Origin of the sequence: Pseudomonas sp. MCal1 (assembly GCF_026341415.1) — a bacterium.
GTDB lineage: Bacteria > Pseudomonadota > Gammaproteobacteria > Pseudomonadales > Pseudomonadaceae > Aquipseudomonas.
In genome coordinates this window covers 1-26,647 of record NZ_JAKUMP010000015.1, presented here as the reverse complement: position 1 = coordinate 26,647, position 26,647 = coordinate 1, and the positions used below count along the sequence as shown (strand labels likewise).

The following is a 26,647-nucleotide window of genomic DNA, read 5'->3' as shown; positions in this document are numbered from 1 at the left end:
TATGAGGTGAAGCTATGTTAAACCGCGAGCTCGAAGTCACCCTCAATCTTGCCTTCAAGGAGGCTCGTTCGAAGCGTCATGAATTCATGACCGTCGAACACCTGCTGCTGGCCCTATTGGACAATGAGGCTGCCGCCACTGTATTGCGTGCCTGCGGCGCAAACCTCGACAAACTCAAGCACGACCTGCAGGAGTTCATCGACTCCACCACGCCACTGATCCCCGTCCACGACGAGGATCGCGAAACCCAGCCAACCCTGGGCTTCCAGCGTGTGCTGCAACGTGCTGTCTTTCATGTGCAGAGCTCGGGCAAGCGCGAAGTGACCGGCGCCAACGTGCTGGTTGCAATCTTCAGTGAGCAAGAGAGTCAGGCGGTGTTCCTGCTGAAACAGCAGAGCGTTGCACGCATTGATGTCGTCAATTACATCGCTCACGGCATTTCCAAAGTGCCGGGGCATGGCGATCACTCTGAAGGTGAACAAGATATGCAGGACGACGAGGGCGGTGAGTCTTCTTCTTCAGGCAATCCGCTGGATGCGTATGCCAGCAATCTCAACGAACTCGCGCGCCAGGGCCGGATCGATCCGCTGGTTGGGCGTGAAACGGAAGTCGAGCGTGTGGCGCAGATTCTCGCGCGCCGTCGCAAGAACAATCCGCTGCTGGTAGGCGAGGCGGGCGTGGGTAAAACCGCGATTGCCGAAGGCCTGGCCAAGCGCATCGTCGACAATCAGGTGCCGGACCTGCTGGCCAACAGCGTCGTTTATTCCCTTGATCTGGGTGCTTTGCTCGCGGGCACCAAGTATCGCGGTGATTTCGAGAAGCGCTTCAAGGCGTTGCTCAGCGAACTGAAAAAACGTCCGCAGGCGATCCTGTTCATCGACGAAATCCACACCATTATCGGTGCGGGTGCTGCGTCCGGTGGCGTGATGGATGCCTCGAACCTGCTCAAGCCGCTGCTGTCGTCTGGCGACATTCGCTGCATCGGCTCGACCACGTTCCAGGAATTCCGTGGCATTTTCGAAAAAGACCGTGCTCTGGCACGGCGCTTCCAGAAGGTCGACGTCGTCGAGCCGTCGGTGGAAGACACCATCGGTATCCTGCGTGGCCTGAAAGGTCGTTTCGAACAGCACCACAACATCGAATACAGCGATGAGTCGCTGCGCGCCGCTGCGGAACTGGCTTCGCGCTACATCAATGACCGGCACATGCCGGACAAGGCCATCGATGTGATCGACGAGGCTGGCGCTTTCCAGCGTCTGCAACCGGTCGAGAAGCGTGTGAAGCGCATCGAAGTGTCTGAGGTCGAGGACATCGTGGCGAAAATCGCGCGGATTCCGCCGAAGCATGTCACCAGCTCCGACAAGGAACTGCTGCGCAACCTCGAGCGTGACCTGAAACTGACGGTGTTCGGTCAGGACGCGGCGATCGATTCGCTGTCGACCGCGATCAAACTGTCCCGTGCCGGTCTCAAGTCGCCTGACAAGCCTGTCGGTTCGTTCCTGTTTGCAGGTCCGACCGGTGTCGGTAAAACCGAAGCCGCGCGTCAACTGGCCAAGGCGTTGGGCATTGAGCTGGTTCGCTTCGACATGTCCGAGTACATGGAGCGCCACACCGTATCGCGTCTGATCGGTGCACCTCCGGGTTATGTCGGTTTCGACCAGGGCGGTCTGTTGACCGAGGCGATCACCAAGCAACCACATTGCGTATTGCTGCTCGATGAAATCGAGAAGGCGCATCCGGAAGTCTTCAACCTGCTGCTGCAGGTGATGGACCACGGTACGCTGACCGACAACAACGGGCGCAAGGCGGATTTCCGCAACGTGATCGTGATCATGACCACCAACGCCGGTGCTGAAACGGCGGCGCGTGCTTCGATCGGTTTCACCCATCAGGACCACTCGTCCGATGCGATGGAAGTGATCAAGAAGAGCTTCACGCCGGAATTCCGCAACCGCCTGGATACCATCATTCAGTTTGGTCGCCTCAGTCATGAGGTCATCAAAAGCGTGGTGGACAAGTTCCTCACCGAGCTTCAGGCGCAGCTGGAAGACAAGCGTGTGCTTCTGGAAGTTACCGATGCGGCGCGCAGCTGGCTGGCGGCCGGTGGTTACGATTCGGCCATGGGCGCTCGTCCGATGGCGCGTCTGATCCAGGACAAGATCAAGCGTCCGCTGGCGGAGGAGATTCTGTTTGGCGAACTGGCCGAGCATGGCGGTGTGGTTCACATCGACATCAAGGATGGTGAGCTGACGTTTGACTTCGAGACTACTGCGGAAATGGCCTGATGGTTGTTGGTCTGTTGTAAAGCGAAAGGCGCCTTTTGGTGCCTTTTTGCTGTCTGCGGTTTTGGGTGTATAGCCGTTACCGCAGCAACGGATATACACCCAAACTCAAAAAACGCACAGACAAAAACGCCCGGCATTAAGCCGGGCGTTCTGTATTGACTTGATTAGCGAGCGCGGTAAGTAATACGCCCTTTGCTCAAGTCATAGGGCGTCAGCTCGACGCGCACTTTGTCACCGGTAAGAATACGAATGTAGTTCTTGCGCATCTTGCCGGAGATATGCGCGGTTACGACGTGCCCATTTTCCAATTCCACGCGAAACATGGTGTTTGGCAGGGTGTCGACGACAGTGCCTTCCATTTCGAAGCTGTCTTCTTTCGACATGCAGTAAAGCCCTCGGTGTCCAGTGAATGGCCCGGTGCAACTGCGCCAGGCAAAAGCGGCGTGCATTGTGCCCGAAAAATGGGGTTTACGCCAAGGGGTTTAGGGTTTGCGTTTAGTTCAGGATGACCCAGCGCTGGTTGATCAGCAGTTCGATAGGCCGATATTGGGTCTTGTAGTTCATCTTTTTGCAGTTTTTGATCCAGTAGCCAAGGTACACCGCCTCAAGCCCCAGGCGCCGGGCTTCGGCGATTTGCCAGAGGATCGCGTAGCGCCCCAGGCTGCGGCGTTCTTCCTGCGGTTCGTAGAAGGTATAGACCGCCGACAGTCCGTTGGGCAGCAGATCGGTCACGGCAACCGCCAGTAACCGTCCGTCGAGCCGGAACTCGTAAAAGCGTGAGAAGGGCAGGTCGCGTACCAGAAAAGTCGAGAATTGATCCCGGCTCGGCGGGTACATGTCGCCGTCGGCGTGGCGCTGTTCGATGTAGCGCTGATAGAGGTCGAAGTATTCTTCGCTGAATGCCGGCTTGACCGGGCGCACCTGCAAATCGATGTTGCGTTTGAAAATGCGTTTTTGCTGACGGTTGGGGGTGAACTGCGCCACCGGGATGCGCGCCGGCACGCAAGCATTGCAATTCTGGCAATGCGGGCGGTACAGATGGTCGCCGCTGCGACGAAAGCCCATTTCTGACAGGTCTGCGTAGACATGCACATCCATGGGCTGGCTCGGGTCGAGAAACAGGGTCGTCGCCTGTTCCTCGGGCAGATAACTGCAAGAGTGAGGCTGAGTGGCATAAAACTTCAACCGCGCCAACTCGGTCATGATCAACCCTCAAGGGTAAGCTGGTGAAATTAAGTGTAAGCCACGCGCGCAAAAGTCGCTCAGCAAACCCAGGTTGCATGATTGGGTTGGTCGAGGTGCCGGGCCAGGTATTCGGCGAATGTCTGCCGTGAAATGGCCCGGGCGCCGAGGCTGTGCAGGTGATCGGTAGGCATCTGGCAGTCAATCAATACGAAACCCGCTTCTTTCAGATGTTGCACCAGCGTCGCAAAACCGTACTTGGAGGCATTGTCCGCGCGGCTGAACATCGACTCACCGAAGAACAGTTGCCCCATCGCCAGACCGTACAGGCCGCCGACCAGTTCGCCCTCATCCCAGACTTCCACTGAATGAGCAAAGCCGCGTCGATGCAATTCGACATAAGCGTCCTGCATCGCTTCGGTGATCCAGGTGCCGTCGGCGTAATCCCGGGGAGCGGCACAGGCACGGATTACCGCTTCGAAATCCTGATCGAAGGTCACTTGATAACGCTGTTTGCGCATCAATTTTCCGAGGCTGCGCGAGACGTGCAGTTCGTCGGGAAAAAGTACGGTGCGCGGATCCGGCGACCACCAGAGAATCGGCTGACCTTCGGAAAACCATGGAAAGCAGCCGTGGCGATACGCCTGGATCAGGCGATCGGCGGACAGGTCGCCACCGGCCGCCAGCAATCCGTTGGGATCGCGCATGGCCTTATCCAGTGGCGGGAAAGTCAGTGAATTGCGTTGTAACCAAGTCAGCATGGCGTCCGGGCTTGCAGAAGGGGAGGGCGGTGGGCGCTGGGCCCGCGGTAAAGTGTGCCGGGAAATGACGCGAATGTCCTCCGTTGCAGTGGGATGATTGGGCTGCTGCAACTTGAGCATCCGGATGCGGTCGTAATCGGGCGCAACACCGCTGCGGGCAAGGTGACCGATGCCAATGTGTGGCGCTCAGGGGGGATGAGGCGCGAATGCTTCGCTACGTTCATCAAATACACCTCATAAGCCTTTGTCACAAAAGACAATGCATGCTCAAATTGAACGCCGGGCCTTGTGCCTTTGGCTATGCTTGAACCAGGGGCCGCGAAGCATGGCGTCGAACGCGCAAACCCGTACAATGCCGGGCTGTTACAGAATATTCGCCGCGTGCCGTGTTTATAAAAGGCGGGGCGCAGTGTTAAAAGTAGTCTCCGTTGCGCCCGTCATTTTTTTACCTGCCTGGATCGGGCAGTTTTTTATCGTCATTCAATAGATGGACGCGCCTCTGGCGCAGGAAAAGAAGCGTTTTGAAGAAATCCACGGAAGCACCAAAAACAGTCGTTCCGCTCTGGCGTCAACAGTTGCACTACCGGCTCAAGGAAGGTGCATTGATCGCCATCGGCGCCTTGTGCCTGTTCCTGATGATGGCGTTGCTGACTTACGGCAAGGACGATCCAGGCTGGAGCCACAACAGCAAGATCGACGATGTGCAGAACTTCGGCGGTCCGGCCGGCTCCTACAGCGCCGACATCCTGTTCATGGTGCTGGGTTACTTCGCGTATATCTTCCCGTTGCTGCTGGCGATCAAGGCGTATCAGATCTTCCGTCAGCGTCACGAGCCATGGCAGTGGAGCGGCTGGCTGTTTTCCTGGCGCCTGATTGGCCTGGTGTTCCTGGTGTTGTCCGGCGCCGCGCTGGCGCACATCCACTTCCACGCGGCCACTGGTTTGCCCGCTGGTGCCGGCGGTGCGCTGGGTGAAAGCCTCGGTGACCTGGCCCGCAATGCTCTGAACATACAGGGCAGCACTTTGCTGTTTATCGCGCTGTTCCTGTTCGGGCTGACGGTGTTCACTGACCTGTCGTGGTTCAAGGTGATGGACATCACCGGCAAGATCACCCTCGACCTGTTCGAACTGTTCCAGGGCGCGGTCAACCGCTGGTGGTCGGCGCGTACCGAGCGCAAGCAACTGGTCGCGCAATTGCGTGAAGTCGACGATCGAGTGCATGACGTGGTTGCACCGACCGTCACCGACAAGCGCGAGCAGGCCAAGGTCAAGGAGCGTCTGATCGAGCGCGAGCAGGCCCTGAGCAAGCACATGTCCGAGCGCGAGAAACAGGTGCCGCCGGTCATCGCCCCGGCCCCGGTCAAGGCGCCGGAGCCGAGCAAGCGCGTGCAGAAAGAGAAACAGGTGCCGTTGTTTGTCGACAGCGCCGTCGAAGGCACCTTGCCACCGATCTCGATTCTCGACCCTGCGGAAAAGAAACAACTCAATTATTCGCCCGAATCCCTGGCGGCGGTCGGCCACTTGCTGGAGATCAAGCTCAAGGAATTCGGCGTCGAAGTCACCGTGGATTCCATCCATCCCGGCCCGGTCATTACCCGTTACGAAATCCAGCCTGCTGCAGGCGTGAAGGTCAGCCGTATCGCCAACCTGGCGAAAGACCTTGCACGTTCGCTGGCCGTGACCAGCGTCCGGGTGGTGGAAGTGATTCCTGGCAAGACCACGGTCGGTATCGAAATTCCCAACGAAGACCGACAGATCGTGCGCTTCTCAGAAGTGCTGTCGACATCCGAATACGACAACTTCAAGTCGCCGGTCACTCTGGCCCTGGGCCACGACATCGGCGGCAAGCCGGTCATCACCGACCTGGCGAAGATGCCGCACTTGCTGGTAGCCGGTACCACCGGTTCCGGTAAGTCGGTGGGCGTGAACGCGATGATTCTGTCGATCCTGTTCAAGTCCGGCCCGGACGACGCCAAGCTGATCATGATCGACCCGAAAATGCTTGAACTGTCGATCTACGAAGGCATTCCGCACCTGCTGTGCCCGGTCGTGACCGACATGAAGGACGCCGCCAACGCCCTGCGCTGGAGCGTTGCCGAGATGGAGCGTCGCTACAAGCTGATGGCGAAGATGGGCGTGCGAAACCTGTCCGGCTTCAACGCCAAGGTCAAGGAAGCCCAGGACGCCGGCGAACCGCTGAGCGATCCGCTGTACAAACGCGAAAGCATCCACGACGAAGCGCCGCTGTTGCAGAAGCTGCCGACCATCGTTGTGGTCGTGGACGAGTTTGCCGACATGATGATGATCGTCGGCAAGAAGGTAGAAGAACTGATCGCCCGTATCGCCCAGAAAGCGCGTGCGGCCGGTATCCACCTGATCCTCGCGACCCAGCGGCCGTCGGTGGACGTGATCACGGGTCTGATCAAGGCCAACATCCCGACGCGGATGGCGTTCCAGGTATCGAGCAAGATCGACTCCCGAACCATCATCGACCAGGGCGGCGCCGAACAATTGCTTGGTCACGGTGACATGCTCTACATGCCGCCGGGCACCAGTCTGCCGATCCGGGTTCATGGCGCATTCGTGTCCGACGATGAAGTTCACCGGGTGGTAGAAGCCTGGAAACTGCGCGGCGCACCGGAATACAACGACGACATCCTCAACGGTGTCGAGGAGGCGGGCAGTGGTTTCGAAGGCAGCAGCGGCGGCGGAGACGGCGACGATCCGGAAGCCGACGCGCTGTACGACGAAGCCGTGCAGTTCGTACTGGAAAGTCGCCGCGCCTCCATCTCCGCTGTGCAGCGCAAGCTGAAGATCGGTTACAACCGTGCCGCGCGCATGATCGAAGCCATGGAAATGGCCGGGGTCGTGACGTCCATGAACACCAACGGTTCCCGCGAAGTTCTGGCCCCTGGCCCGGTACGCGACTGATTCGATACCCTGATCCAAATGCAATGGACGGTGCATGAAGCGCCGTCCACTTTCCCACGAGTATTCAAGAGGACTCCCATGCGTCTTATCCGCATGTTGCTGCCGGTACTGGCTCTGACCACCCTCACGGCTCACGCCGATGACAAGGATGTGGCTCGCCTGACCCAATTGCTCGAAACATCCAAGACTCTGACTGCCAACTTTTCCCAACTGACCCTCGACGGCAGTGGCACCCAGTTGCAGGAAACCACCGGCGACATGACCCTGCAGCGTCCGGGCCTGTTCTACTGGCACACCAATGCGCCAGCCGAGCAGACCATGGTGTCCGACGGCAAGAAAGTCACCCTGTGGGACCCGGATCTGGAACAGGCCACCATCAAGAAGCTCGATGAGCGCCTGACTCAGACTCCAGCCCTGTTGCTGTCCGGCGACGTATCGAAGATCAGCCAGAGCTTCGACATCACCGCCAAAGAGGCCGGTGGCGTGATCGACTTCACCCTGAAGCCGAAAACCAAGGACACCCTGTTCGACAGCCTGCGCCTGTCGTTCCGCAACGGTCTGGTCAATGACATGCAACTGATCGACAGCGTCGGCCAGCGCACCAACATCCTGTTTACCGGTGTGAAGGCCAACGAAGCGGTCCCGGCATCGAAGTTCAAGTTCGACATCCCGAAGGGTGCCGATGTGATCCAGGAATAAACACAGAGGTTTCAACGGTTCGTGATGGATCTGTTTCGCAGTGCACCGATTGCCCAGCCACTGGCCGCCCGTTTGCGGGCGACCAATCTGGATGAGTACGTCGGTCAGGAACACGTGCTCGCTCGCGGCAAGCCTTTGCGCGAAGCACTGGAGCAGGGTGCCCTGCATTCGATGATCTTCTGGGGCCCGCCAGGCGTGGGCAAAACCACGCTGGCGCGGTTGCTGGCGGAAGTCTCGGATGCGCACTTCGAAACGGTCTCGGCAGTTCTGGCCGGGGTCAAGGAGATCCGTCAGGCGGTGGAAATTGCCAAGCAGCAGGCCGGCCAGTACGGCAAGCGCACGATTCTGTTTGTCGATGAAGTGCACCGCTTCAACAAGTCTCAACAGGACGCCTTCCTGCCGTACGTTGAAGACGGCACGCTGATCTTCATTGGCGCCACCACCGAAAACCCTTCTTTCGAACTGAACAATGCATTGCTGTCGCGGGCGCGGGTCTACGTGCTCAAGAGCCTCGACGAAGCGGCGTTGCGCAAACTGGTGCATCGCGCGCTGACCGAAGAGCGTGGTCTGGGCAAGCGTCATCTGACCCTCAGCGATGAAGGCTTCCAGATGTTGCTGTCCGCCGCCGATGGCGATGGCCGGCGCCTGCTGAACCTGCTGGAAAATGCCTCGGACCTGGCCGAAGACCACAGCGAAATGGGTACCGAGTTGCTGCAGAGCCTGCTCGGCGACACTCGCCGGCGTTTCGACAAGGGCGGCGAAGCGTTCTACGACCAGATTTCCGCGCTGCACAAGTCAGTGCGCGGTTCCAATCCTGACGGCGCGTTGTACTGGTTTGCGCGAATGATCGATGGCGGCTGCGATCCGCTTTACCTGGCCCGGCGCGTAGTGCGCATGGCCAGTGAAGATATCGGCAACGCCGATCCTCGCGCCCTGAGCCTGTGCCTGGCCGCGTGGGAAGTGCAGGAACGTCTTGGCAGCCCGGAAGGTGAGTTGGCCGTGGCCCAGGCCATCACCTATCTGGCGTGTGCGCCGAAAAGCAACGCGGTGTACATGGGCTTCAAGACCGCGCTGCGCGCCGCCGCCGAGCATGGTTCACTGGAAGTGCCGCTGCACCTGCGCAATGCGCCGACCAAATTGATGAAGCAATTGGGCTACGGCGACGAATATCGTTACGCCCACGACGAACCGGATGCTTACGCGGCCGGCGAAGACTATTTCCCGGAAGAACTCGACCCGATTCCGTTCTACCAACCGGTGCCCCGTGGCCTGGAGTTGAAGATCGGCGAAAAGCTCAATCATCTCGCCCAACTTGATCGTTTAAGCCCCCGGCAGCGGAGAAAATAGTGGTTCCATTGATCGTTGCAGTCTCCGTCGGCGGGATGGCCGGCACCTTGTTGCGCTTCGCCACCGGCAATTGGGTCAACGCCAATTGGCCGCGGCACTTCTATACCGCGACGCTGGCCGTTAATATCGTGGGCTGCCTGCTGATTGGCGTGTTGTACGGCCTGTTTTTGATACGCCCGGAAGTGCCGATCGAGGTACGTGCCGGGTTGCTGGTCGGCTTCCTCGGGGGGCTGACGACTTTTTCATCCTTTTCACTGGATACGGTGCGCCTGCTGGAAAGCGGGCAGGTGCCGCTGGCCCTGGGCTATGCGGCCATCAGCGTATTCGGCGGGCTGCTCGCGACCTGGGCCGGCCTGTCCCTGACCAAACTTTGATAACGAGAAACCGACATGCTCGATCCCAAACTGTTACGTAGCAACCTTCAGGACGTAGCGGACCGCCTGGCTTCCCGTGGCTTTGCCCTGGATGTCGCGCGCATCGAAGCGCTGGAAGAACAGCGCAAGACTGTCCAGACCCGCACCGAAGCACTGCAGGCTGAGCGTAACGCGCGTTCCAAATCCATCGGTCAGGCCAAGCAGCGCGGCGAAGACATTGCGCCGCTGATGGCGGACGTCGAGCGCATGGCGGGCGAACTGAGCGCCGGCAAAGTCGAACTGGACGCGATCCAGACCGAACTGGATTCGATCCTGCTGGGCATCCCGAACCTGCCGCACGAATCGGTACCGGTCGGCGAGGACGAAGACGGCAACGTCGAAGTCCGTCGCTGGGGCACTCCGACCGCTTTCGATTTCCCGGTTCAGGACCACGTGGCCCTGGGCGAGAAGTTCGGCTGGCTCGACTTCGAAACCGCCGCCAAGCTGTCTGGCGCCCGTTTCGCCCTGCTGCGCGGCCCGATTGCCCGTCTGCATCGCGCGCTGGCGCAGTTCATGATCAACCTGCACGTCACCGAGCACGGCTATGAAGAGGCCTACACGCCTTATCTGGTTCAGGCCCCGGCGCTGCAAGGTACCGGTCAACTGCCGAAGTTCGAAGAGGACCTGTTCAAGATCGGTCGTGAAGGCGAAGCCGATCTGTATCTGATCCCGACCGCCGAAGTGTCTCTGACCAACATCGTCGCCGGTGAAATCGTCGATTCGAAACAGCTGCCGATCAAATTCGTCGCCCACACTCCGTGCTTCCGCAGCGAAGCCGGCGCGTCGGGTCGTGACACCCGCGGCATGATCCGTCAGCACCAGTTCGACAAGGTCGAGATGGTCCAGATCGTCGAGCCGTCGAAGTCGATGGAAGCGCTGGAAGGCCTGACCGCCAACGCCGAGAAGGTCTTGCAACTGCTGGGTCTGCCATACCGTACCCTGGCGCTGTGCACCGGCGACATGGGCTTCAGCGCGGTCAAGACTTACGACCTGGAAGTGTGGATTCCGAGCCAGGACAAATACCGCGAAATCTCGTCGTGCTCCAACTGCGGCGACTTCCAGGCCCGCCGCATGCAGGCGCGTTTCCGCAACCCGGAAACCGGCAAGCCTGAGCTGGTGCACACCCTGAACGGTTCCGGCCTGGCGGTCGGTCGTACTCTGGTGGCCGTGCTGGAAAACTACCAGCAGGCCGACGGTTCGATCCGTGTGCCGGACGTGCTGAAGCCGTACATGGGTGGCCTTGAGGTCATCGGCTAAATGAAATATCTGCCGCTGTTTCACAACCTGCGCGGCAGTCGTGTGTTGGTTGTCGGTGGGGGGGAGATTGCCTTGCGCAAGTCCCGCCTGCTGGCCGATGCCGGTGCGCTGCTGCGGGTGGTTGCACCTGAAATCGAAGCGCAACTGCGCGAACTGGTTGCCGCCAGCGGTGGCGAATGCCTGCTGCGTGGCTACGCCGAAACGGATCTGGACGGTTGCGGGCTGATCATTGCCTCCACCGATGACGAAGCGTTGAACGCGCAGGTCTCCGCCGATGCTCATCGGCGTTGCGTACCGGTCAATGTGGTGGATGCGCCAGCGTTGTGCAGCGTGATCTTCCCGGCAATTGTCGATCGTTCGCCGCTGATCATCGCGGTCTCCAGTGGCGGCGATGCGCCGGTGCTGGCCCGGTTGATCCGCGCCAAGATCGAAACCTGGATTCCTTCGACCTACGGCCATCTGGCCGGTCTGGCCGCACGGTTTCGCGATCAGGTCAAAGGCCTGTTTCCCGATGTGCAGCAACGTCGCGGTTTTTGGGAGGACGTGTTCCAGGGGCCGATTGCCGATCGCCAGCTGGCTGGGCAGGGCGCCGAGGCCGAGCGTCTGTTGCAGGCGAAAATCGACGGCGAAGCGAGCGTAACCACCGGCGAGGTTTATCTGGTGGGCGCAGGGCCGGGCGATCCGGATCTGCTGACCTTCCGCGCCTTGCGTCTGATGCAGCAAGCCGATGTGGTGCTGTACGACCGCTTGGTGGCTCCGGCGATTCTTGAGCTTTGCCGCCGCGATGCCGAGCGGGTCTACGTCGGCAAGCGACGCGCCGATCACGCCGTGCCGCAGGATCAGATCAACCAGCAACTGGTGAATCTGGCCAAGGCCGGCAAGCGCGTGGTGCGGTTGAAGGGCGGGGATCCGTTCATCTTCGGCCGTGGCGGCGAAGAGATCGAGGAACTGGCGGCCCATGGCATCCCGTTCCAGGTGGTGCCGGGCATCACGGCGGCCAGCGGTTGCGCGGCGTATGCCGGGATTCCTCTGACTCATCGCGATTACGCGCAGTCGGTGCGTTTCGTCACCGGCCACCTGAAGGACGGTTCCAGCGATCTGCCATGGGCCGACCTCGTCGCGCCGGCGCAGACGCTGGTGTTCTACATGGGCCTGGTGGGGTTGCCGATCATTTGCGAGCAGTTGATCAAGCATGGTCGTGCAGCCGAAACGCCGGCCGCGCTGATCCAGCAGGGCACCACGGTCAATCAGCGGGTCTTCACCGGCACGTTGGCCGACCTGCCGCGTCTGGTGGCGGAGCATGAAGTGCATGCGCCGACGCTGGTGATCGTCGGCGAAGTGGTGCAACTGCGCGAGAAACTGGCCTGGTTCGAGGGCGCTCAGGGTCAAATCTGACGACTCTGAAGGGATTGTTCCCACGCTGTGGGAACAATCCTGCTTTCAACCTCTGCGCCAGATCCCTTTCCCGCTCAACCGGTTCCGGTCATGGGCAACAGTGAAATCCTGCTTCGGCCCCTTCGGCACAACTCCGGTCGGGTTGATGGTCTTGTGGCTGCCGTAGTAGTGATTCTTGATGTGCTGGAAATCCACGGTCTCGGCAATGCCCGGCCACTGGTACATCTCCCGCAGCCAGTTCGACAGGTTCGGATAATCGCTGATCCGCCGCAGATTGCATTTGAAGTGCCCGTGGTACACCGCGTCGAAACGAATCACCGTGGTGAACAGACGCACGTCCGCCTCAGTCAGGTATTCGCCCGTCAGATAACGGTTGGCGCCCAGAACCTGCTCCAGATGATCCAGTTCGGCAAACACATCGTCGAACGCCTCTTCATAGGCTTTTTGCGAGGTGGCGAACCCGGCGCGATACACGCCGTTGTTCACGGCAGGGTAGATCCGCTCGTTCAGCGCATCGATCTCGCCGCGCAATGGCGCCGGATAGAAGTCCAGATCGTTGCCGGTCAAGTCATCGAAGGCACTGTTGAACATGCGGATGATCTCCGCCGATTCGTTGCTGACGATACGTTTCAGTTTCTTGTCCCATAGCACCGGTACGGTGACGCGGCCGGTGTAGTCGGCGGTGTCGGCGGTGTAGCGCTGATGCATGAAATCGAAGTGGTCGAGTTTGTCGCCGGTCGAACCGAGGTTCTGGTCGAAGGTCCAGCCGTTTTCCAGCATCAGCCAGCTGACGACTGACACGTCGATCAGGCTTTCCAGGCCCTTGAGCTTGCGCAGGATCAGCGTGCGATGAGCCCATGGACACGCCAGGGAGACGTAAAGGTGATAACGCCCGGCTTCGGCGGCAAAACCGCCTTCACCGCTCGGGCCCGGCTCGCCGTTGCGAGTGACCCAATTGCGGCGTTGCGCCTGTTCACGCTGGAACGCGCCGTCCTTGCTGCTTTCGTACCACTTGTCCTGCCAGCGGCCGTCGACGAGTAAACCCATGATCAAGACTCCATAAACCAATATTCGTTGGAGCCGAGTCTATTCCGATGAGTTCGAACAAAAAGCGCAAAGATCGGGCGTTAATGATCGGTTAAATCGATTTGTCCCGCGCAGCCCAGTATTTCTCGGCGGTTTCGAAAGCCTGTTCACGGGAGTGGCCAAGGCCACGAAGTGCCAGCGCCATGGTCGAAATCAGCGCCATTTGCGGGTAGCTGTCGACCACATCGCCGCGCCAGACCGCCTTCAGATGCTCGACATCCAGCGACGCCGGTTTGACATGACGCTGCGTCGACAGTTGCGGCCATTCCTCGTCCCAGCTCTCGCCGCCGGTGGTGCCGTACAAGTGACTGTCGGCATCCGGGTTGATCTCGATTTCGCCGCCGTCACCCTTGATCACGATCGCCGTGTCACCGAGCAGGCCGCAGGCATCGCGATGCACCGCTTGGTAGCCGGGGTGGAAAATACTCTGCAGGCCGCAACGCGCGCCCAGTGGATTGAGGATTCGCGCCAGCGAATGGATCGGCGAGCGCAGACCCAGGGTATTGCGCAGGTCGATCATCCTTTGCAGCTGCGGCGCCCAGTCCACCAGTGGCATGAACGCCAGGCCACCGTTATCCAGCGCCGCACCGACTTGCTGCCAGTTGCGGCACAGCGGAATGTTCAGCTCACCGAGCAACTGTTCGGAATACAAACGCCCGGCGGTGTGGGCGCCACCCCCGTGCATGAAGATGCGCACGCCGTTCTGCGCCAGGCACTTGGCAGCCAGCAGATACCACGGCAGGTGACGCTTCTTGCCTGCGTAGGTCGGCCAGTCCAGATCGACGTCCAGTGCCGGTGCCTGCAAGCGTTCACGCAGAGCTTCGGTGAAGCCGGCCATTTCCTCGGCGCTTTCTTCCTTGTGCCGCAGCAACATCAGGAACGCGCCGAGCTGGGTTTCCTCGACCGCTTCATCGAGCACCATGCCCATGGCTTGCCGGGCTTCCTCGCGGGTCAGGTCTCGGGCGCCGCGCTTGCCCTTGCCGAGGATACGCACGAACTGGGCGAACGGATGCTCGGCGGGCGTTTCGAGGGTCAGCGCTGGATAGTCGGTCATAGGCAATTCGTCGGTTTGGGCAGGCCCGCCAGTTTCGCGGCGAGTTTGGCAGGGGTGCCTTTGAACAGTCGGTTCAGGTGCAGGCTGTTGCCTTTCTCCGCGCCGAGTTTGAGCGCGGTGTACTTGATCAGCGGCCGGGTGGCCGGGGAGAGCTGGAATTCGGCATAGAAGCTGCGCAGCAGCTCGAGGACTTCCCAGTGTTCCGGGCTCAGTTCGATGTCTTCGGCAGCGGCGAGGGCGCTGGCGACTTCGGCCGACCAGTCGTTGAGGTCGACCAGAAAGCCGTCCTTGTCCAGTTCAATGGCGCGAGCGCCGACGGTCAGCGCACTCATAGCCAGCTGTTGACCTTGGCGTGGTGGATCGACAGCTCGACGAAGGCCGGGTAATCGATGGCTTCGGCCCAGTCCGGAACCTGCACGGCGCGGGCTTGCGCATCTTCGGCCAGCACGAACAATTTCACCTTGCGGAATTCCAGCGCACTGAACGGCGCAGTGCCGGGTTGTAGCGCATAAGCGGCATCGCCACACAGCAACAACGCATCGCTGGCACCCAGCAGACGCAGGCAACTGGTCAGGCGTTCGTCGCCGAACGGGGAATGGGACAACACATGCAGAGTCGACATCAGAGGGTGATCACCTGGTCGTAACGGTCAATGAGGGCGGTGATTTGCTCGGCGGCCAAAGGCTGCGCCTCGTCCAGCGAACGATTGACGAGGCCGCGAGCACTGGCGCTGTCGGCGCAGTAGAACAGCTCTTCGACACCGAACATCGGCAATGCTTGCAGGTTGGCGCTCAGGTCTTTCTGTTGCAGGGCCTTGGCATTCTGCCCGGCGGCGAGTTGCAACACACCGTCGTCGAGAAACAGCAGGCCGATCGGCAGATCGAACGCGCCACCGGCCAGCACGATGTCCAGCGCTTCGCGGGCGCCGGGGCCGGACCACGGCGATTGACGGCTGATAATCAGAAGGGACTTGGCCATGTCATGCGCCTCCGAAACAGATCAGGCGGTCGGCATCCTGCACCGCGTCATGCAACTGACCGAGGCCGGACAATTCCCACGGTGCGCTGACTGCCACGGCATCACGCTGATAACGTCCGGCTTCCTCGGCATTCAACACGCCACGGCGCAGGGCCGCGGCGATGCACACCACGCCGTCGAGGTTTTGTTCGGTGATGAAGGTTCGCCACTGCTTGGGCAGGTCCAGTTCGTCCTGCGGCGTGACTACGGCGTCGGACGCGTTGTGGACCCCGTCCTGATAGAAAAACAGCCGGACAATCTCATGCCCGCCGGCCAGCGCAGCCTGGGCGAACAGCAGGGCGCGGCGCGAGGACGGCGCATGGGCGGCGGAAAACAGCGCAATGGCGAACTTCATGACGGACTCGATCAGCAAAACTGCGGCCATGATAAAGCTTTCTCGGCGGGGCGGCGAAGTCGATGTTTCCCGCGCCCGTCTCGATGCGAACAGGAGGTTGTCAGCGCGGCATGTAGCCCAACTGCCAGCGCCGCGGAATTTTCAGGGTCAGCAGCCCCAGAACGCCAGCAAACAGTGCGCTGACCAACATCGCCTTGAGCCCCAGATGATGTTCCAGCACCGCCCCCAGAATGGCCCCGACCAGCATCCCGCTCCACGGCACCAGTTGCACCCGCCAGCCACTTCGCCGTTCGCCTAGCACCCACCGCCCCAATCCCCGGCCGAATCGTGACAGTGCGCCGGTGACATACGTCAGCCCGACCGGCAGACCGTTCACTTCTTCCACCGCCGCGTTGAGCATGCCCATCGCAATAATCGCCGCCAGCAGGGCCGGCAGTTGCGTGTCAAAGGGCCAGGCTGCCAAACAGAGCAGAGCGGCGATGGACAGCAGCAATGGCAGCGCCCGTCGTCCACCCAGTCGGCTGACCACGACACCCAGGGCATTGCCGACAATGAACGTCGCCACCAGCAGGATCAGCCTCAATGTCAGTCCGCTGTCACCCTCGCTGATCGCCACTGCCAGTCGCGTTGTGTTGCCGCTCATGAAGGAAACGAAATCGCCGCTGGCCATGAAGCCGATGGCGTCGGTCATGCCGGCCAATACCGACAGACAGGCAACCAGCGCCAGGCCAACACGGCCGCGCCATTTCTGTATGTGAAGGTGTCCGGGGCTGGCGCGGTGGGTCGAGGTGGAAGGCAGCATCGAGGCAGCATCCTTGTGCAGGGGTTACGGTTCTATGCCATACAGATCGCAATATTCCAGCCAGTCCATCCCGGCCATTTCCGCCACTTCGCGATGCACTTCCAGGCGTTGCGCCTGATACTCCTCGGGCGTCGCGGCGGTGAGCTGCAACGTCAGTTCCCAGGCAAACAACCCTTGGCTTTCGGCCTCGGCTTCGAAAGCTTCGTGCAGCCGTTCTTCGCGGTACTGCGCCTGGGTTTCGCCCTTGGCCTGGGCCAGTAGCGGGTTGAGGTGGTCGAGGGTTTCGCGCAGTTCCGCATGCGCATCGAGAAACAGTTTCAGGGCCTGTTCGTGTCGCTGTTCAGTAGGCGCCATGGGCTTTCCTTGTAAGGCTGATGACCGTTAATGTGCCGCAGCGGCCGGCATGTGTCGCGCTCTAAATGCAGTAAAGCAGAACGTTTTTTGGCGTTGCGGTGATACAGTCCGCTTTTTTCCGAATGAGCGAATGCAATGCGAATGCTGATGGTGGCGCTGGCGGCAACCCTGCTGGCCGGTTGCGCGGGTTCGGCGATGGAAGACGCCCGCACGCAAACCCCTTACAAGACCCTGAATTCGGACAAGCCCGAAAAAGACGTGGCGCGGTGCGTTCAGTTCGCCTGGCAGGACGAAGCGGTGTTCGGCGTGGACGCGGCGGCGTATCTGCAACCGGGCAAGAAGGGCGGTTCGACGGTCTATACGCGCTCGGCGGAGTCGTTTGTCGACTTGACCACGGAGGCGTCCGGCACCGTGCTGAATTACTACGCGCAGAAGGATGATTTTGTGGCCAAGCGCCGCTTGGCGGCACTGGCAACCTGTCTGTAACGAGGCAGCTGGATGCGTTGACGCTACGCGCCCCGCGCCAGCCTGCGGGCGAGGGGCGCTGAATTCAATCAATCAAGCGCTTCTGGAAGAAATGCCGCTTGTGCCCCAGCGGGTAATCCGCAATCTCGCCACACTCGATATACCCCAGTTTTTTGTAGAACCCGGGCGCCTGAAAATCAAAGGTATCGAGCCAGATCCCTACGCAGTCTTTTTCCCGGGCGAATTCCTCGACCATCTGCATCAGCTTCGAGCCGATCCCCTGTCCCCGACCCTCTTCCGGCACCGCCAGCAACTCGATAAACAGCCACCGATAGAACGTGTGCCCATAAAGGCCACCGAGGATCGCGTCATTATCATCGCGCACCAGCAGAGCAACCGGTTCGTACAGCGAAGGCCCGGCCTTGGCGATGTTATGGGAACGCAGGGGCGCCAGGATGGCTGCGCGCTGTTCTTCGGTGGGGTCTTGTGACAGCTCGATCCGCAACGTCATGTTGTCTTCCTTGTAGTAATGAATCGGCAGCCTATCGCGCCGCAGCCGATTCAGGCAAACGCTTGGAACCGTCGCTGTTGTGCCGGGGTCTAGCCCTTTAGGGCGTCCATCCGGAACGCGTTTGCCTGGGAGATTCCATGAACATTTTCGAAGCCCTTCGTGAAAGCCACGACCGTCAGCGGACCTACGCGAAATCGTTGATCGAGACCAGCGGTGACACCCCGGAAAGGGTCGAGGCCTACAAGCGGTTGAAGGCTGAGTTGCAGGCCCACGAAACGGCCGAAGAGCGCCACTTCTATATCCCGCTGATGGAGTTCGACAACGGTGTCGACCTCAGCCGCCATGCCATTGCCGAACACCATGAAATGGACGAGATGATGGAAGAACTCGACGAGATCGAGATGTCCAGTCCGGCCTGGCTGGCCACGGCGAAAAAGCTTTCGGAGAAAGTCCATCACCACCTGCAGGAAGAAGAGCAGAAGTTCTTCCAGATGGCCGGCAAGCTGCTCGACGACAAGCAAAAGGAACAGCTCGCCGGGCAATATGAAAAGGAGTTCAAGGCACAGCTTTCCTGAACCGCTGAATGCAGGTTTTTGCAATAACGCGGTGTAGTCCTTTTGCCATGCGTTGAGTGAGCCTCATCGCAATGCACTGTGTTTATATACAGTGTTTTCGGCGTTTTTCGAATTTCGTCGAGGCAGACTGCGACAAAACCGCCGATGGACAAAAAATCCTCCTCCGTTAGCTTGAAGGCCTCTCCTTGGACAGGAGAGTTCTTAAATCAACGGAGTGAAAAACATGAATCAACCACAAGCTCAAACTCAACTGCGACACGGTCGCGTCATTTCCCCTGCAAGCCGCGGTGCGGTGGCCATCGAGCAAGGATTGCTCGGCGGCTGGCAGGTCAATGAAATGGAAGGCGGCAAGAACTTCCCGGCACTCGCGGCCGGCCCGTTTCCCGCGCCATTCGAAAGCGACAATCCGAGCGTCGTGCCGCCCGCTGACGGCTATATTCTCAGTGGCGGCAAAAACGACGCACGTGATTGCGTGAACTTCACCGCAGAAGAAATGAGCAAGAAACTCGGACGTCCGTTCTCCTGGCCGCTGCTCAATGTCACCCCCGGCCAGACCCTTGAGGTCAAGTGGGAGTACACCGCGCCGCACACCACCCGCGGTTACCGCTGGCTGATCACCAAGGATGGCTGGGACCCGAAACAACGCATCACGCGAGCGCAACTGGAGGCGCAGCCGTTCGCCGAGGATTTCTATCCGCAAGTGCCTTATTACAGTCACTCGGCGGAATTGAAAGCCAAGGTCAACCACGCCGTGAAACTTCCCGGCAACAAGCAGGGGCATCACGTCATTGTCCTGATGTGGATCGTCGCCAACACCGGCAACGCCTTCTATCAGGCCTTCGATGTGGACTTCAAATAAGCCCGCAACATCAAACCCGCAGGTTCTGAAGGATTAGAACATGTCAAACATCGACTTCACCCTATTGAAAAACCAGGCCAGCGACGCGGCGTCGCTGATGCCGACACTTGCCGGCAAGAAGATCCTCATGGGCTTCTGGCACAACTGGCCAGCCGGACCGAGCGATGGTTACCAGCGCGGCCAGTTCGCCAACATCGCTCTGGAAAACGTGCCGAAGGAATACAACGTGGTCGCGGTGGCCTTCATGAAGGGCAGCGGGATTCCGACCTTCAAGCCGTTCAACGTCTCCGATGCCGAGTTCCGCCGTCAGGTTGGCGTGCTCAACAGTCAGGGGCGGGCCGTGCTGATTTCCCTGGGCGGTGCCGATGCGCACATCGACTTGCGCGCCGGCCAGGAGCAACCGCTGGCCAATGAAATCATCCGTCTGGTGGAAACCTACGGCTTCGACGGCCTGGACATCGATCTTGAACAGAGCGCGATTGATTTCGCTGCCAACAAGGCCGTCCTGCCCGCCGCACTGAAACTGGTCAAGGATCACTACGCCGGCCAAGGCAAGCATTTCATCATCAGCATGGCGCCGGAGTTTCCGTACCTGACCACCTCCGGCAAATACGTCGGTTACTTGCAGGCGCTGGAAGGTTATTACGACTTCATCGCTCCGCAGTTCTATAACCAGGGTGGCGACGGGGTCTGGGTGCCGGAAGCCAATAACGGCAATGGAGCGTGGATCGCCCAGAACAACGATGCGATGAAAGAGGACTTCCTCTATTACCTGACCGAAAGCCTGGTGACCGGCACTCGCGGTTTCACGAAGATCCCGGCGGACAAATTCGTCATCGGCCTGCCGGCCAACGTCGATGCCGCTGCCACCGGTTACGTGATCGACAAGACCGTGGTTGGTAACGCGATGAAACGCCTGGCGGTCAAAGGGCATCCGATCAAGGGGCTGATGGCCTGGTCGGTGAACTGGGATAACGGCACCAGCAAGGATCGCGTGTCGTACAACTGGGAGTTCAGTCGGCGTTATGGACCGCTGATTCACGGGGCGCCGTCTGCGGCGCAGGGCACTGATGCAGCAACCATGAACGTGGCTCATCAGTAGTCAATGAAGTAAAAGCCCGGTAGCGCTGCCGGGCTTTTTTTCGTCGGCGGTTCGCATCATTTCACCTACCATGGCCATCTTCCGAATGACAAAAAGGATCAGGCGTCATGTCCAACACAACCGAGCGGGTCAACATCGTCGATACCCAGGTGTTGTCCCACGACTGGTATCTGCTGAAGAAAATCACCTTCGACTATCGCCGCAACAACGGTGACTGGCAGCGTCAGACGCGCGAGGTCTACGACCGTGGCAATGGCGCGGCGATTCTGCTGTTCAACCGCGAGCAACGCACCGTGGTGCTGACCCGACAATTCCGCCTGCCGGTGTTCGTCAACGGTCACGACGGTTTGCTGATTGAAGTGGCGGCCGGGTTGCTTGAAGGTGCGGCGCCTGAGCAGCGCATCCGTGACGAAGCCGAGGAAGAAACCGGCTACCGCGTGCATGACGTGAAGAAGGTGTTCGAGGCCTACATGAGTCCCGGCTCGGTGACCGAGAAGTTGCACTTTTTCATCGCCGAGTACGATGCCTCGTCAAAGGTCAGTGAAGGGGGCGGTCTGGAAGAGGAGACCGAAGAACTTGAAGTGCTGGAGTGGCGTTTCGACGACGCGCTGGCGGCGTTCCAGCGTGGTGAGATCTGCGATGCCAAGACCATCATGCTGCTGCAATATGCGGCGATGAATAACCTGTTTGGCGGTTAAAACAGATCACCGGTTTTGCCAATGTCCGACCACTGGCCACCCTCAAGGGTCAGCAAGCGCTCCTTGGCTTCCAGGCCTCCGGCAAACCCGGTCAGTTTTCCTGATGCGCCGATGACTCGATGGCACGGCGCGATGATCGAAATCGGATTGCGCCCGTTTGCCGCGCCGACCGCACGCACCGCGCTCGGATGGCCGATCTGTTCGGCGATCTGGCGGTAGGTGCGGGTTTCGCCAAACGGAATGGTCAGTAGTGCGGCCCAGACTTTTTTCTGGAACTCGGTGCCGGCAAAGTCCAGCTCCAGATCGAACGCGTTTCGCGTGCCTGCAAAATATTCTTCCAGCTGTCGCGCGGTTTTCATCAACACCGGGTTGTCCGGTGCCTCGCTCATCGGTCCGAGGCGCACCCGGTTCGGTTTGTCGTTTTCCCAGAGGATGGCGGCCAGACGTGAACCGTTCGCGACCAGCTTCAACTCACCGACGGGCGAGGGCAGGGTGATGAACGTGTAGGCCATGGAAAAAACTCCGGTACGGGGGCGAAAACTGCGCCCAGCATACTGCCGGATCGGGGAGGCGCAAACCGTAAACGCGACCATACTGGCTGATGCTCTTGAAGCGCTTTCCTACCTTATAAAAAGAAGAGACCGACTCATGAAGTACGAACCTTTTGCCAAATCGCTGATTGCGACCTCATTGGCGCTGAGCTGCCTGATGGCCCACGCCGCTTCGGTTGCCCCGGTTGCCGCCGAAAACGGCATGGTGGTCACCGCCCAGCACCTGGCCACTCACGTGGGCGTCGACGTCTTGAAAAGTGGTGGCAACGCGGTGGATGCGGCGGTCGCCGTGGGTTATGCACTGGCGGTGGTTTACCCGGCGGCGGGTAACCTCGGTGGCGGTGGTTTCATGACCATTCAACTGGCGGACGGACGCAAGACCTTCCTCGACTTCCGGGAAAAAGCCCCGCTGGCCGCAACGGCCAACATGTACCTGGACAAGGACGGCAACGTCATTCCGGACCTGAGTACCCGTGGCCACCTCGCGGTGGGCGTTCCGGGCACCGTGTCCGGCATGGAGCTGGCGCTGAGCAAGTACGGCACCAAACCGCGCAAGGACATGATTGCCCCGGCGATCAAGCTGGCGGAAGAAGGTTTCGAGCTGCAACAGGGCGACGTCGAACTGCTGGAGTACGCTACCGACGTGTTCAAGAAGGACATCAAGGATTCCGGCGCGATCTTCCTGAGCAACGGCGAGCCGATGCAGGTCGGGCAGAAACTGGTGCAGAAGGATCTGGGCAAAACCCTGCGCACCATTTCCGAAAAAGGCGCCGATGGCTTCTACAAAGGCTGGGTGGCCGACGCCATCGTGACGTCCAGCCAGGCCAACAAGGGCATCATCACCCAGGCCGACCTCGACAAATACAAGACCCGCGAACTGGCCCCGGTGGAGTGCGACTATCGTGGCTACCACGTTGTGTCGGCACCACCACCGAGCTCCGGCGGGGTGGTGATCTGCCAGATCATGAACATTCTCGAAGGCTACCCGATGAAGGATCTGGGCTTCCATTCGGCCCAGGGCATGCACTACCAGATCGAGGCGATGCGCCACGCGTACGTGGATCGCAACAGCTACCTGGGCGACCCGGACTTTGTGAAAAACCCGATCGAGCACCTGCTGGACAAGAACTACGCAACCAAACTGCGTAACGCGATCCAGCCGCAGAAGGCCGGCGTGTCGGCGGAGCTCAAACCCGGTGTCGCACCTCATGAAGGCAGCAACACCACGCACTACTCAATCGTCGACAAATGGGGCAACGCAGTCTCGGTCACCTACACCCTCAACGACTGGTTCGGCGCGGGCGTGATGGCGAGCAAGACCGGGGTGATCCTCAACGATGAAATGGACGACTTCACTTCCAAGGTCGGCGTGCCGAACATGTACGGCCTGGTGCAGGGTGAAGCCAACGCTATCGCCCCGGGCAAGGCGCCGCTGTCATCGATGAGCCCGACCATCGTCACCAAGGACGGCAAGGTGGTGATGGTGGTCGGTACGCCGGGCGGCAGTCGCATCATCACCGCGACGTTGCTGACCATGCTCAACGTCATCGACTACGGCATGGGCCTGCAGGAGGCGGTCGACGCGCCGCGCTTCCACCAGCAGTGGATGCCGGAGGAAACCAACCTCGAAGACTTCGCCGCCAGCCCCGACACGAAGAAGATCCTCGAGAGCTGGGGCCACAAGTTCGCCGGGCCGCAGGACGCCAACCATATCGCCGCGATTCTGGTCGGTGCACCGTCGCTGGGTGGCAAACCGGTCGGCAAGAACCGCTTCTACGGCGCCAACGATCCACGGCGCAACACCGGGTTGTCATTGGGTTACTGAGCGGAGTAAAAAGGGGCGGGCACACGTCCGCCCCTGTCTCAAGGACCGATCAAGGAAGGCTCACCATGACCACCGCATTGCTGATCATCGATGTCCAGCGCGCCCTGTGCGCAGGCGAGTACGAGTGCCACGACGCCAAGCGGGTAATCGACACCATCAACGGCCTCAGCGCCCGCGCCCGCAAGTCGGGCATTCCAGTGGTGCTGATCCAGCACAGCGAAAAGGACAGCCCGTTCGCTCACGGTGCCGAAGGCTGGCAACTGGCTGAAGGACTGGAAACCGCGCCCGGCGATTTGCGCGTCGACAAGACTGCCAACGACTCGTTCTACCAGACCAACCTGCAGAAACTGATCCCCCGGGAGGACTTCGACCGCCTGGTGATCTGCGGTATGCAAACCGATTACTGCGTCAACGCCACCGTGCGTCAGGCCCATCAGCTGGGGTACGACGTGGAACTGGCGGCCGACGCCCATACGACGGTCGACAACGGCAACATGAGCGCCGAAGACATCATCGCCGAGTACAACAAGGATTGGGCGCATCTGAGCGGTTCCGTGGCGCGGATCGATGTGAAGCCGGCGGCCCAGATTACGTTCTGATGGGTTATCACAGTCATTGTGGGAGCGAGCTTGCTCGCGATGGCATTCGTTCAGTCACCGATGATGTTGAATGTGCTGCCCTTATCGCGAGCAAGCTCGCTCCCACACTGACGCGTGTGAATCACGCCATTTGCAACCGCCGCACCACGGCCTGAAACCGCTCCGACGCTACCCACTGGGGATCCGCATCCTCCACAAGCAACATGATCCCCAGGTAATGCTCCAGGTGCAGGGTAATCACCTGACCATCGACCGCCAGGTCCCAGTAACACTGATCCAGACCGCTGGCCTGGGTTGTCCAGGTTCCGCTCAGCGTCTGCTGGAGCTCATCGGCGATACGCTTGAAGGATTCTGTGTCCGAACTGCCCGACAAGTGAATATCTGACTCGGCCATGTGTTGCTCCTTGAATGACGTCGGGAATAAGCGAAGGCATACTGCGACCGCCTGAAATCAAGTCGCAAACATCAACCTGCGAACATCGCTCACCGGCTCGGACACCGCACCGCTCAGCACCAACCGCGTAATCGTCTCCGCCGCCAACGCATAGTCCTCATCCTGCGGCACTTCCCGCCCGGTGATGCGCCCCATCTGCCAGCCAATATTGGTGTAGGTGCGCGTCGCCGACCAGATGAAGAGCATTAAATGCTCGGGATCGACCGGCGCCAGCAGCCCACGGTCGATCCAGCTGCGCAGGCATTCGACATTGCGCCGGGCTTCGCCGTGCAGCAGGTCGCGGCATTCGTCGGGCAGTTGGCGACCGCCGAGCAGCAACTCGCCGCTGAACACTTTGGCAATTGCCGGATATTCGCGGGCGATGCGTATGCGGGCGGCGACGTAGGCGCGCAGGCCGATCAGCGGATCGTCACTTTCGCGCAGTACCGCCGAGGCTTCCAGCAACGGTTCGATAAAGCCGAGCAGCACTTTGCCGTAGAGGTTTTCTTTGCTCTGGAAGTAGTAATACAGGTTGGCTTTGGGTACACCGGCGCGAGCGGCGATGTCGCGGGTCTGGGTCGCGTCGAAGCCGTTGGCGGCGAATTCCTCGCTGGCGGCGGCCAGGATCAGTTGCTGGTTGCGTTCGCGGATGCTGCTCATGGACGGCATGAAGGTTCTGGCCATTGCGGGTTCGCAATATACAAAACTATATAGCGATTGGACCAGCGAACTTGTTCTTCAGCGCTATGCTGGTATCAGTTTCGGTAACCTCAGGAAAATGACAATGCCCCTTCAGGCACTGCGCGCCACGACGAGTCACCTCGACGCGGTGGCGAAGCTGTTCGACGCCTATCGTGGTTTTTATGGCCAGCCGTCAAATCTCGAGCAATCGCGGGCCTTCATCGCCGAGCGCATGACCGGCAATGAATCGGCGATTTTTCTGGTTGAGGATGAAAGCGGTGAGGCGCTGGGATTCGTCCAGCTATACCCGACGTTCTCTTCGATAGACGCCCACCGAACCTGGCTGCTCAGCGACCTGTTCACCACGCCGGCCTCTCGGGGCCGTGGAGTCGGGCGGCTATTGATGAACACCGCCCGCGACTTTGCCGTCAATACCGGCGCCAAAGGGCTGGTGCTGGAAACCGCCACCGACAATTTCACCGCCCAGGGTTTGTACGAATCACTTGGCTGGGTGCGTGATACGGCCTATTACACGTACACCCTCGATTTGCGTTAAAGCTGAATCGGCTTTTTCAGGTTTTTCCCGAATCAGGTCTTTCCCCGAACGTAGACCATCACTAGAATCCGCCCCCGGCGCTCCGCAATGGAGGCTCTTTGATATCATTTTAGGGACGACATCATGCAATTCGGGAAAATCCTTGCGCTGGGTCTGGTGCTCGCGCTGGGTGGCTGTGCCAGTTTCACCAAGGACGAAGTGGCCCCGGTCACGCTGCCATCGATGGCCAGCTATGCCAACAAGCCAAATGTCTATGTGGATTTCGACTTCTACCAGGGCGAGCCGAAAAGCGCTTCCGCCGTGGAAATGCCGCAAGCTCGGGAGATGCTCAAACCGCAATTGCAAACCGTCCTGAAGGATTCCGGTTTGTTCGGTCGTGTCACCTTCGACCAGTTCGAGAAGCAGCCAGGTGATTACAGTCTGCGTCTGAAGATGTACAACCATCCACCGAATGGCGGTCAGATGGTGCTGGCGTTCATCAGTGGCCTGAGCATGACGATCATTCCGGCCTACGCCACCGACCAATACACCATGAGCCTGGAAACTCTCGATCAGCAAGGCCAGCCGTTGTCCACCGCCAGCAACCATGACGCGGTCGGCACCTGGATGGGCATCTGGTTCCTTCCGCTGGCGTTCAATACGCCAAAAGCGGCGGTGACCGATACGTTCACTCGGCAGGTCAATGCGTTGCTCAAGGAGTGGGCCGACAGCAACCGTCCGAAATATTCGGGTATCTGACGCACGCCAGCAGCAAAAAAAAGAGCCGCAATCGCGGCTCTTTTTTTGGTTCTTCACGGATTACCGGGAAAGACGCTCTTGATCTTCATGAAAAAGAATTCGCTATCCCGGTAACCG

Annotated in this window: 30 protein-coding genes and 1 pseudogene; 16 read left to right on the top strand and 15 right to left on the bottom strand. The window is 60.0% G+C overall.

Features of this window, described 5'->3' with window-relative positions; all coding sequences use genetic code 11:
• Positions 1–14: 14 nt before the first annotated feature.
• Positions 15–2,285 (top strand): ATP-dependent Clp protease ATP-binding subunit ClpA, encoded by a 2,271-nt coding sequence (gene clpA, locus MKZ87_RS23135; protein ID WP_085699141.1) that lies wholly within the window; start codon positions 15–17, stop codon positions 2,283–2,285.
• A 164-nt stretch (positions 2,286–2,449) separates the two neighbouring features.
• On the opposite strand, the gene infA is transcribed toward clpA, so the two are convergent.
• From infA to aat, 3 genes are all read right to left on the bottom strand, one after another.
• Positions 2,450–2,668: a translation initiation factor IF-1 gene (infA, locus tag MKZ87_RS23130; RefSeq protein ID WP_002553999.1), complete on the bottom strand. Its 219-nt coding sequence runs from the start codon at positions 2,666–2,668 to the stop codon at positions 2,450–2,452.
• 112 nt (positions 2,669–2,780) lie between these two features.
• Positions 2,781–3,488 carry an arginyltransferase gene (locus tag MKZ87_RS23125; RefSeq protein ID WP_085699144.1) on the bottom strand — a complete coding sequence of 236 codons (708 nt, stop codon included), beginning with the start codon at positions 3,486–3,488 and terminating at the stop codon, positions 2,781–2,783.
• A 59-nt stretch (positions 3,489–3,547) separates the two neighbouring features.
• The gene (aat, locus tag MKZ87_RS23120; RefSeq protein WP_085699146.1) at positions 3,548–4,228 is read right to left on the bottom strand and encodes a leucyl/phenylalanyl-tRNA--protein transferase; all 681 of its coding nucleotides are present in this window, start codon (positions 4,226–4,228) and stop codon (positions 3,548–3,550) included.
• Between the two features lie 521 nt (positions 4,229–4,749).
• On the opposite strand from aat, the gene MKZ87_RS23115 reads away from it, so the two are divergent.
• The 6 genes from MKZ87_RS23115 (at position 4,750) to cysG (ending at position 12,269) form a co-directional block, all read left to right on the top strand.
• Positions 4,750–7,158 (top strand): DNA translocase FtsK, encoded by a 2,409-nt coding sequence (locus MKZ87_RS23115; protein ID WP_085687381.1) that lies wholly within the window; start codon positions 4,750–4,752, stop codon positions 7,156–7,158.
• A 78-nt stretch (positions 7,159–7,236) separates the two neighbouring features.
• Positions 7,237–7,857, top strand: coding sequence for an outer membrane lipoprotein chaperone LolA (gene lolA / locus MKZ87_RS23110; RefSeq protein WP_011334944.1), 621 nt, complete (start codon positions 7,237–7,239; stop codon positions 7,855–7,857).
• A 24-nt stretch (positions 7,858–7,881) separates the two neighbouring features.
• Positions 7,882–9,204 (top strand): replication-associated recombination protein A, encoded by a 1,323-nt coding sequence (locus MKZ87_RS23105; protein WP_064597723.1) that lies wholly within the window; start codon positions 7,882–7,884, stop codon positions 9,202–9,204.
• Positions 9,204–9,578 carry a fluoride efflux transporter CrcB gene (gene crcB / locus MKZ87_RS23100; RefSeq protein WP_085699148.1) on the top strand — a complete coding sequence of 125 codons (375 nt, stop codon included), beginning with the start codon at positions 9,204–9,206 and terminating at the stop codon, positions 9,576–9,578. The genes MKZ87_RS23105 and crcB overlap by 1 nt, the downstream gene beginning before the upstream one ends.
• A 15-nt stretch (positions 9,579–9,593) precedes the next feature.
• Entirely contained in the window at positions 9,594–10,874 is a 1,281-nt protein-coding gene (gene serS, locus MKZ87_RS23095; RefSeq protein WP_085703231.1) for a serine--tRNA ligase, read from the top strand.
• Complete coding sequence (gene cysG / locus MKZ87_RS23090; RefSeq protein ID WP_085703230.1) at positions 10,875–12,269, top strand: siroheme synthase CysG; 1,395 nt, start codon at positions 10,875–10,877, stop codon at positions 12,267–12,269.
• A 45-nt stretch (positions 12,270–12,314) separates the two neighbouring features.
• Here cysG and MKZ87_RS23085 read toward each other — a convergent pair whose 3' ends face one another.
• The 8 genes from MKZ87_RS23085 to MKZ87_RS23050 form a co-directional block, all read right to left on the bottom strand.
• Positions 12,315–13,316, bottom strand: a complete 1,002-nt coding sequence (locus tag MKZ87_RS23085; RefSeq protein WP_085699155.1) for a glutathione S-transferase family protein — start codon at positions 13,314–13,316, stop codon at positions 12,315–12,317.
• Positions 13,317–13,407: 91 nt separating this feature from the next.
• Positions 13,408–14,409, bottom strand: coding sequence for a glycosyl transferase family protein (locus tag MKZ87_RS23080; protein WP_085703229.1), 1,002 nt, complete (start codon positions 14,407–14,409; stop codon positions 13,408–13,410).
• Complete coding sequence (locus MKZ87_RS23075; RefSeq protein ID WP_085699159.1) at positions 14,406–14,741, bottom strand: TusE/DsrC/DsvC family sulfur relay protein; 336 nt, start codon at positions 14,739–14,741, stop codon at positions 14,406–14,408. Before MKZ87_RS23075 ends, MKZ87_RS23080 begins: the two co-directional genes overlap by 4 nt.
• Positions 14,738–15,031: a sulfurtransferase complex subunit TusB gene (gene tusB, locus MKZ87_RS23070; protein ID WP_085699161.1), complete on the bottom strand. Its 294-nt coding sequence runs from the start codon at positions 15,029–15,031 to the stop codon at positions 14,738–14,740. The genes MKZ87_RS23075 and tusB overlap by 4 nt, the downstream gene beginning before the upstream one ends.
• A complete protein-coding gene (gene tusC / locus MKZ87_RS23065; RefSeq protein ID WP_085703228.1) occupies positions 15,031–15,387 on the bottom strand; it encodes a sulfurtransferase complex subunit TusC in 357 nt (118 codons plus the stop codon). Before tusC ends, tusB begins: the two co-directional genes overlap by 1 nt.
• A gap of 1 nt (position 15,388) precedes the next feature.
• Positions 15,389–15,781: a sulfurtransferase complex subunit TusD gene (gene tusD / locus MKZ87_RS23060; RefSeq protein WP_085699276.1), complete on the bottom strand. Its 393-nt coding sequence runs from the start codon at positions 15,779–15,781 to the stop codon at positions 15,389–15,391.
• 100 nt (positions 15,782–15,881) lie between these two features.
• The gene (locus tag MKZ87_RS23055) at positions 15,882–16,583 is read right to left on the bottom strand and encodes a YoaK family protein (protein ID WP_085703227.1); all 702 of its coding nucleotides are present in this window, start codon (positions 16,581–16,583) and stop codon (positions 15,882–15,884) included.
• A gap of 24 nt (positions 16,584–16,607) precedes the next feature.
• Complete coding sequence (locus tag MKZ87_RS23050) at positions 16,608–16,937, bottom strand: DUF6388 family protein (RefSeq protein WP_085703226.1); 330 nt, start codon at positions 16,935–16,937, stop codon at positions 16,608–16,610.
• 135 nt (positions 16,938–17,072) lie between these two features.
• On the opposite strand from MKZ87_RS23050, the gene MKZ87_RS23045 reads away from it, so the two are divergent.
• Positions 17,073–17,423 carry a hypothetical protein gene (locus tag MKZ87_RS23045; RefSeq protein ID WP_085699169.1) on the top strand — a complete coding sequence of 117 codons (351 nt, stop codon included), beginning with the start codon at positions 17,073–17,075 and terminating at the stop codon, positions 17,421–17,423.
• A 64-nt stretch (positions 17,424–17,487) separates the two neighbouring features.
• On the opposite strand, the gene MKZ87_RS23040 is transcribed toward MKZ87_RS23045, so the two are convergent.
• Positions 17,488–17,913: a GNAT family N-acetyltransferase gene (locus MKZ87_RS23040; protein ID WP_085703225.1), complete on the bottom strand. Its 426-nt coding sequence runs from the start codon at positions 17,911–17,913 to the stop codon at positions 17,488–17,490.
• 137 nt (positions 17,914–18,050) lie between these two features.
• Here MKZ87_RS23040 and MKZ87_RS23035 point away from each other — a divergent pair, with 137 nt between their 5' ends.
• The 4 genes and pseudogenes from MKZ87_RS23035 (at position 18,051) to MKZ87_RS23020 (ending at position 21,147) form a co-directional block, all read left to right on the top strand.
• Positions 18,051–18,488: a hemerythrin domain-containing protein gene (locus MKZ87_RS23035; protein WP_085703224.1), complete on the top strand. Its 438-nt coding sequence runs from the start codon at positions 18,051–18,053 to the stop codon at positions 18,486–18,488.
• Between the two features lie 223 nt (positions 18,489–18,711).
• A complete protein-coding gene (locus MKZ87_RS23030; RefSeq protein ID WP_007958235.1) occupies positions 18,712–19,347 on the top strand; it encodes a lytic polysaccharide monooxygenase auxiliary activity family 9 protein in 636 nt (211 codons plus the stop codon).
• 40 nt (positions 19,348–19,387) lie between these two features.
• Positions 19,388–20,413: pseudogene (locus MKZ87_RS23025) on the top strand (chitinase); the annotation flags it as partial.
• A gap of 143 nt (positions 20,414–20,556) precedes the next feature.
• Positions 20,557–21,147 (top strand): NUDIX domain-containing protein, encoded by a 591-nt coding sequence (locus MKZ87_RS23020; RefSeq protein ID WP_085703222.1) that lies wholly within the window; start codon positions 20,557–20,559, stop codon positions 21,145–21,147.
• Here MKZ87_RS23020 and MKZ87_RS23015 read toward each other — a convergent pair.
• Positions 21,144–21,659 (bottom strand): methylated-DNA--[protein]-cysteine S-methyltransferase, encoded by a 516-nt coding sequence (locus MKZ87_RS23015; protein WP_085699179.1) that lies wholly within the window; start codon positions 21,657–21,659, stop codon positions 21,144–21,146. The genes MKZ87_RS23020 and MKZ87_RS23015 overlap by 4 nt on opposite strands.
• Before the next feature lie 136 nt (positions 21,660–21,795).
• Between MKZ87_RS23015 and ggt the strand changes: the two genes are divergently transcribed.
• A complete protein-coding gene (gene ggt, locus MKZ87_RS23010; RefSeq protein WP_085703221.1) occupies positions 21,796–23,523 on the top strand; it encodes a gamma-glutamyltransferase in 1,728 nt (575 codons plus the stop codon).
• 65 nt (positions 23,524–23,588) lie between these two features.
• Positions 23,589–24,122, top strand: a complete 534-nt coding sequence (locus MKZ87_RS23005; protein ID WP_085703220.1) for a cysteine hydrolase family protein — start codon at positions 23,589–23,591, stop codon at positions 24,120–24,122.
• Between the two features lie 121 nt (positions 24,123–24,243).
• Here the strand turns inward: MKZ87_RS23005 and MKZ87_RS23000 are convergent, their stop codons facing one another.
• Both MKZ87_RS23000 and MKZ87_RS22995 read right to left on the bottom strand, forming a co-directional pair.
• On the bottom strand, positions 24,244–24,516 hold the full coding sequence (locus tag MKZ87_RS23000; protein ID WP_085703219.1) for a DUF3630 family protein: 273 nt from the start codon (positions 24,514–24,516) through the stop codon (positions 24,244–24,246).
• Between the two features lie 57 nt (positions 24,517–24,573).
• Complete coding sequence (locus tag MKZ87_RS22995; RefSeq protein WP_085703310.1) at positions 24,574–25,215, bottom strand: TetR/AcrR family transcriptional regulator; 642 nt, start codon at positions 25,213–25,215, stop codon at positions 24,574–24,576.
• 124 nt (positions 25,216–25,339) lie between these two features.
• On the opposite strand from MKZ87_RS22995, the gene MKZ87_RS22990 reads away from it, so the two are divergent.
• On the top strand, positions 25,340–25,792 hold the full coding sequence (locus tag MKZ87_RS22990; RefSeq protein WP_085703218.1) for a GNAT family N-acetyltransferase: 453 nt from the start codon (positions 25,340–25,342) through the stop codon (positions 25,790–25,792).
• Positions 25,793–25,915: 123 nt separating this feature from the next.
• The gene (locus tag MKZ87_RS22985; protein WP_085699189.1) at positions 25,916–26,530 is read left to right on the top strand and encodes a hypothetical protein; all 615 of its coding nucleotides are present in this window, start codon (positions 25,916–25,918) and stop codon (positions 26,528–26,530) included.
• The last annotated feature ends 117 nt before the right edge of the window (positions 26,531–26,647 follow it).

What these genes read in the sequence shown, in the direction of transcription:
- clpA (WP_085699141.1), top strand. Translation starts at nt 15, where the DNA reads ATGTTAAACCGCGAGCTCGAAGTCACCCTCAATCTTGCCTTCAAGGAG.
- infA (WP_002553999.1), bottom strand. Translation starts at nt 2,668, where the DNA reads ATGTCGAAAGAAGACAGCTTCGAAATGGAAGGCACTGTCGTCGACACC.
- MKZ87_RS23125 (WP_085699144.1), bottom strand. Translation starts at nt 3,488, where the DNA reads ATGACCGAGTTGGCGCGGTTGAAGTTTTATGCCACTCAGCCTCACTCT.
- aat (WP_085699146.1), bottom strand. Translation starts at nt 4,228, where the DNA reads ATGCTGACTTGGTTACAACGCAATTCACTGACTTTCCCGCCACTGGAT.
- lolA (WP_011334944.1), top strand. Translation starts at nt 7,237, where the DNA reads ATGCGTCTTATCCGCATGTTGCTGCCGGTACTGGCTCTGACCACCCTC.
- MKZ87_RS23105 (WP_064597723.1), top strand. Translation starts at nt 7,882, where the DNA reads ATGGATCTGTTTCGCAGTGCACCGATTGCCCAGCCACTGGCCGCCCGT.
- serS (WP_085703231.1), top strand. Translation starts at nt 9,594, where the DNA reads ATGCTCGATCCCAAACTGTTACGTAGCAACCTTCAGGACGTAGCGGAC.
- cysG (WP_085703230.1), top strand. Translation starts at nt 10,875, where the DNA reads ATGAAATATCTGCCGCTGTTTCACAACCTGCGCGGCAGTCGTGTGTTG.
- MKZ87_RS23085 (WP_085699155.1), bottom strand. Translation starts at nt 13,316, where the DNA reads ATGGGTTTACTCGTCGACGGCCGCTGGCAGGACAAGTGGTACGAAAGC.
- MKZ87_RS23080 (WP_085703229.1), bottom strand. Translation starts at nt 14,409, where the DNA reads ATGACCGACTATCCAGCGCTGACCCTCGAAACGCCCGCCGAGCATCCG.
- MKZ87_RS23075 (WP_085699159.1), bottom strand. Translation starts at nt 14,741, where the DNA reads ATGAGTGCGCTGACCGTCGGCGCTCGCGCCATTGAACTGGACAAGGAC.
- tusB (WP_085699161.1), bottom strand. Translation starts at nt 15,031, where the DNA reads ATGTCGACTCTGCATGTGTTGTCCCATTCCCCGTTCGGCGACGAACGC.
- tusC (WP_085703228.1), bottom strand. Translation starts at nt 15,387, where the DNA reads ATGGCCAAGTCCCTTCTGATTATCAGCCGTCAATCGCCGTGGTCCGGC.
- tusD (WP_085699276.1), bottom strand. Translation starts at nt 15,781, where the DNA reads ATGAAGTTCGCCATTGCGCTGTTTTCCGCCGCCCATGCGCCGTCCTCG.
- MKZ87_RS23055 (WP_085703227.1), bottom strand. Translation starts at nt 16,583, where the DNA reads ATGCTGCCTTCCACCTCGACCCACCGCGCCAGCCCCGGACACCTTCAC.
- MKZ87_RS23050 (WP_085703226.1), bottom strand. Translation starts at nt 16,937, where the DNA reads ATGGCGCCTACTGAACAGCGACACGAACAGGCCCTGAAACTGTTTCTC.
- MKZ87_RS23045 (WP_085699169.1), top strand. Translation starts at nt 17,073, where the DNA reads ATGCGAATGCTGATGGTGGCGCTGGCGGCAACCCTGCTGGCCGGTTGC.
- MKZ87_RS23040 (WP_085703225.1), bottom strand. Translation starts at nt 17,913, where the DNA reads ATGACGTTGCGGATCGAGCTGTCACAAGACCCCACCGAAGAACAGCGC.
- MKZ87_RS23035 (WP_085703224.1), top strand. Translation starts at nt 18,051, where the DNA reads ATGAACATTTTCGAAGCCCTTCGTGAAAGCCACGACCGTCAGCGGACC.
- MKZ87_RS23030 (WP_007958235.1), top strand. Translation starts at nt 18,712, where the DNA reads ATGAATCAACCACAAGCTCAAACTCAACTGCGACACGGTCGCGTCATT.
- MKZ87_RS23020 (WP_085703222.1), top strand. Translation starts at nt 20,557, where the DNA reads ATGTCCAACACAACCGAGCGGGTCAACATCGTCGATACCCAGGTGTTG.
- MKZ87_RS23015 (WP_085699179.1), bottom strand. Translation starts at nt 21,659, where the DNA reads ATGGCCTACACGTTCATCACCCTGCCCTCGCCCGTCGGTGAGTTGAAG.
- ggt (WP_085703221.1), top strand. Translation starts at nt 21,796, where the DNA reads ATGAAGTACGAACCTTTTGCCAAATCGCTGATTGCGACCTCATTGGCG.
- MKZ87_RS23005 (WP_085703220.1), top strand. Translation starts at nt 23,589, where the DNA reads ATGACCACCGCATTGCTGATCATCGATGTCCAGCGCGCCCTGTGCGCA.
- MKZ87_RS23000 (WP_085703219.1), bottom strand. Translation starts at nt 24,516, where the DNA reads ATGGCCGAGTCAGATATTCACTTGTCGGGCAGTTCGGACACAGAATCC.
- MKZ87_RS22995 (WP_085703310.1), bottom strand. Translation starts at nt 25,215, where the DNA reads ATGAGCAGCATCCGCGAACGCAACCAGCAACTGATCCTGGCCGCCGCC.
- MKZ87_RS22990 (WP_085703218.1), top strand. Translation starts at nt 25,340, where the DNA reads ATGCCCCTTCAGGCACTGCGCGCCACGACGAGTCACCTCGACGCGGTG.
- MKZ87_RS22985 (WP_085699189.1), top strand. Translation starts at nt 25,916, where the DNA reads ATGCAATTCGGGAAAATCCTTGCGCTGGGTCTGGTGCTCGCGCTGGGT.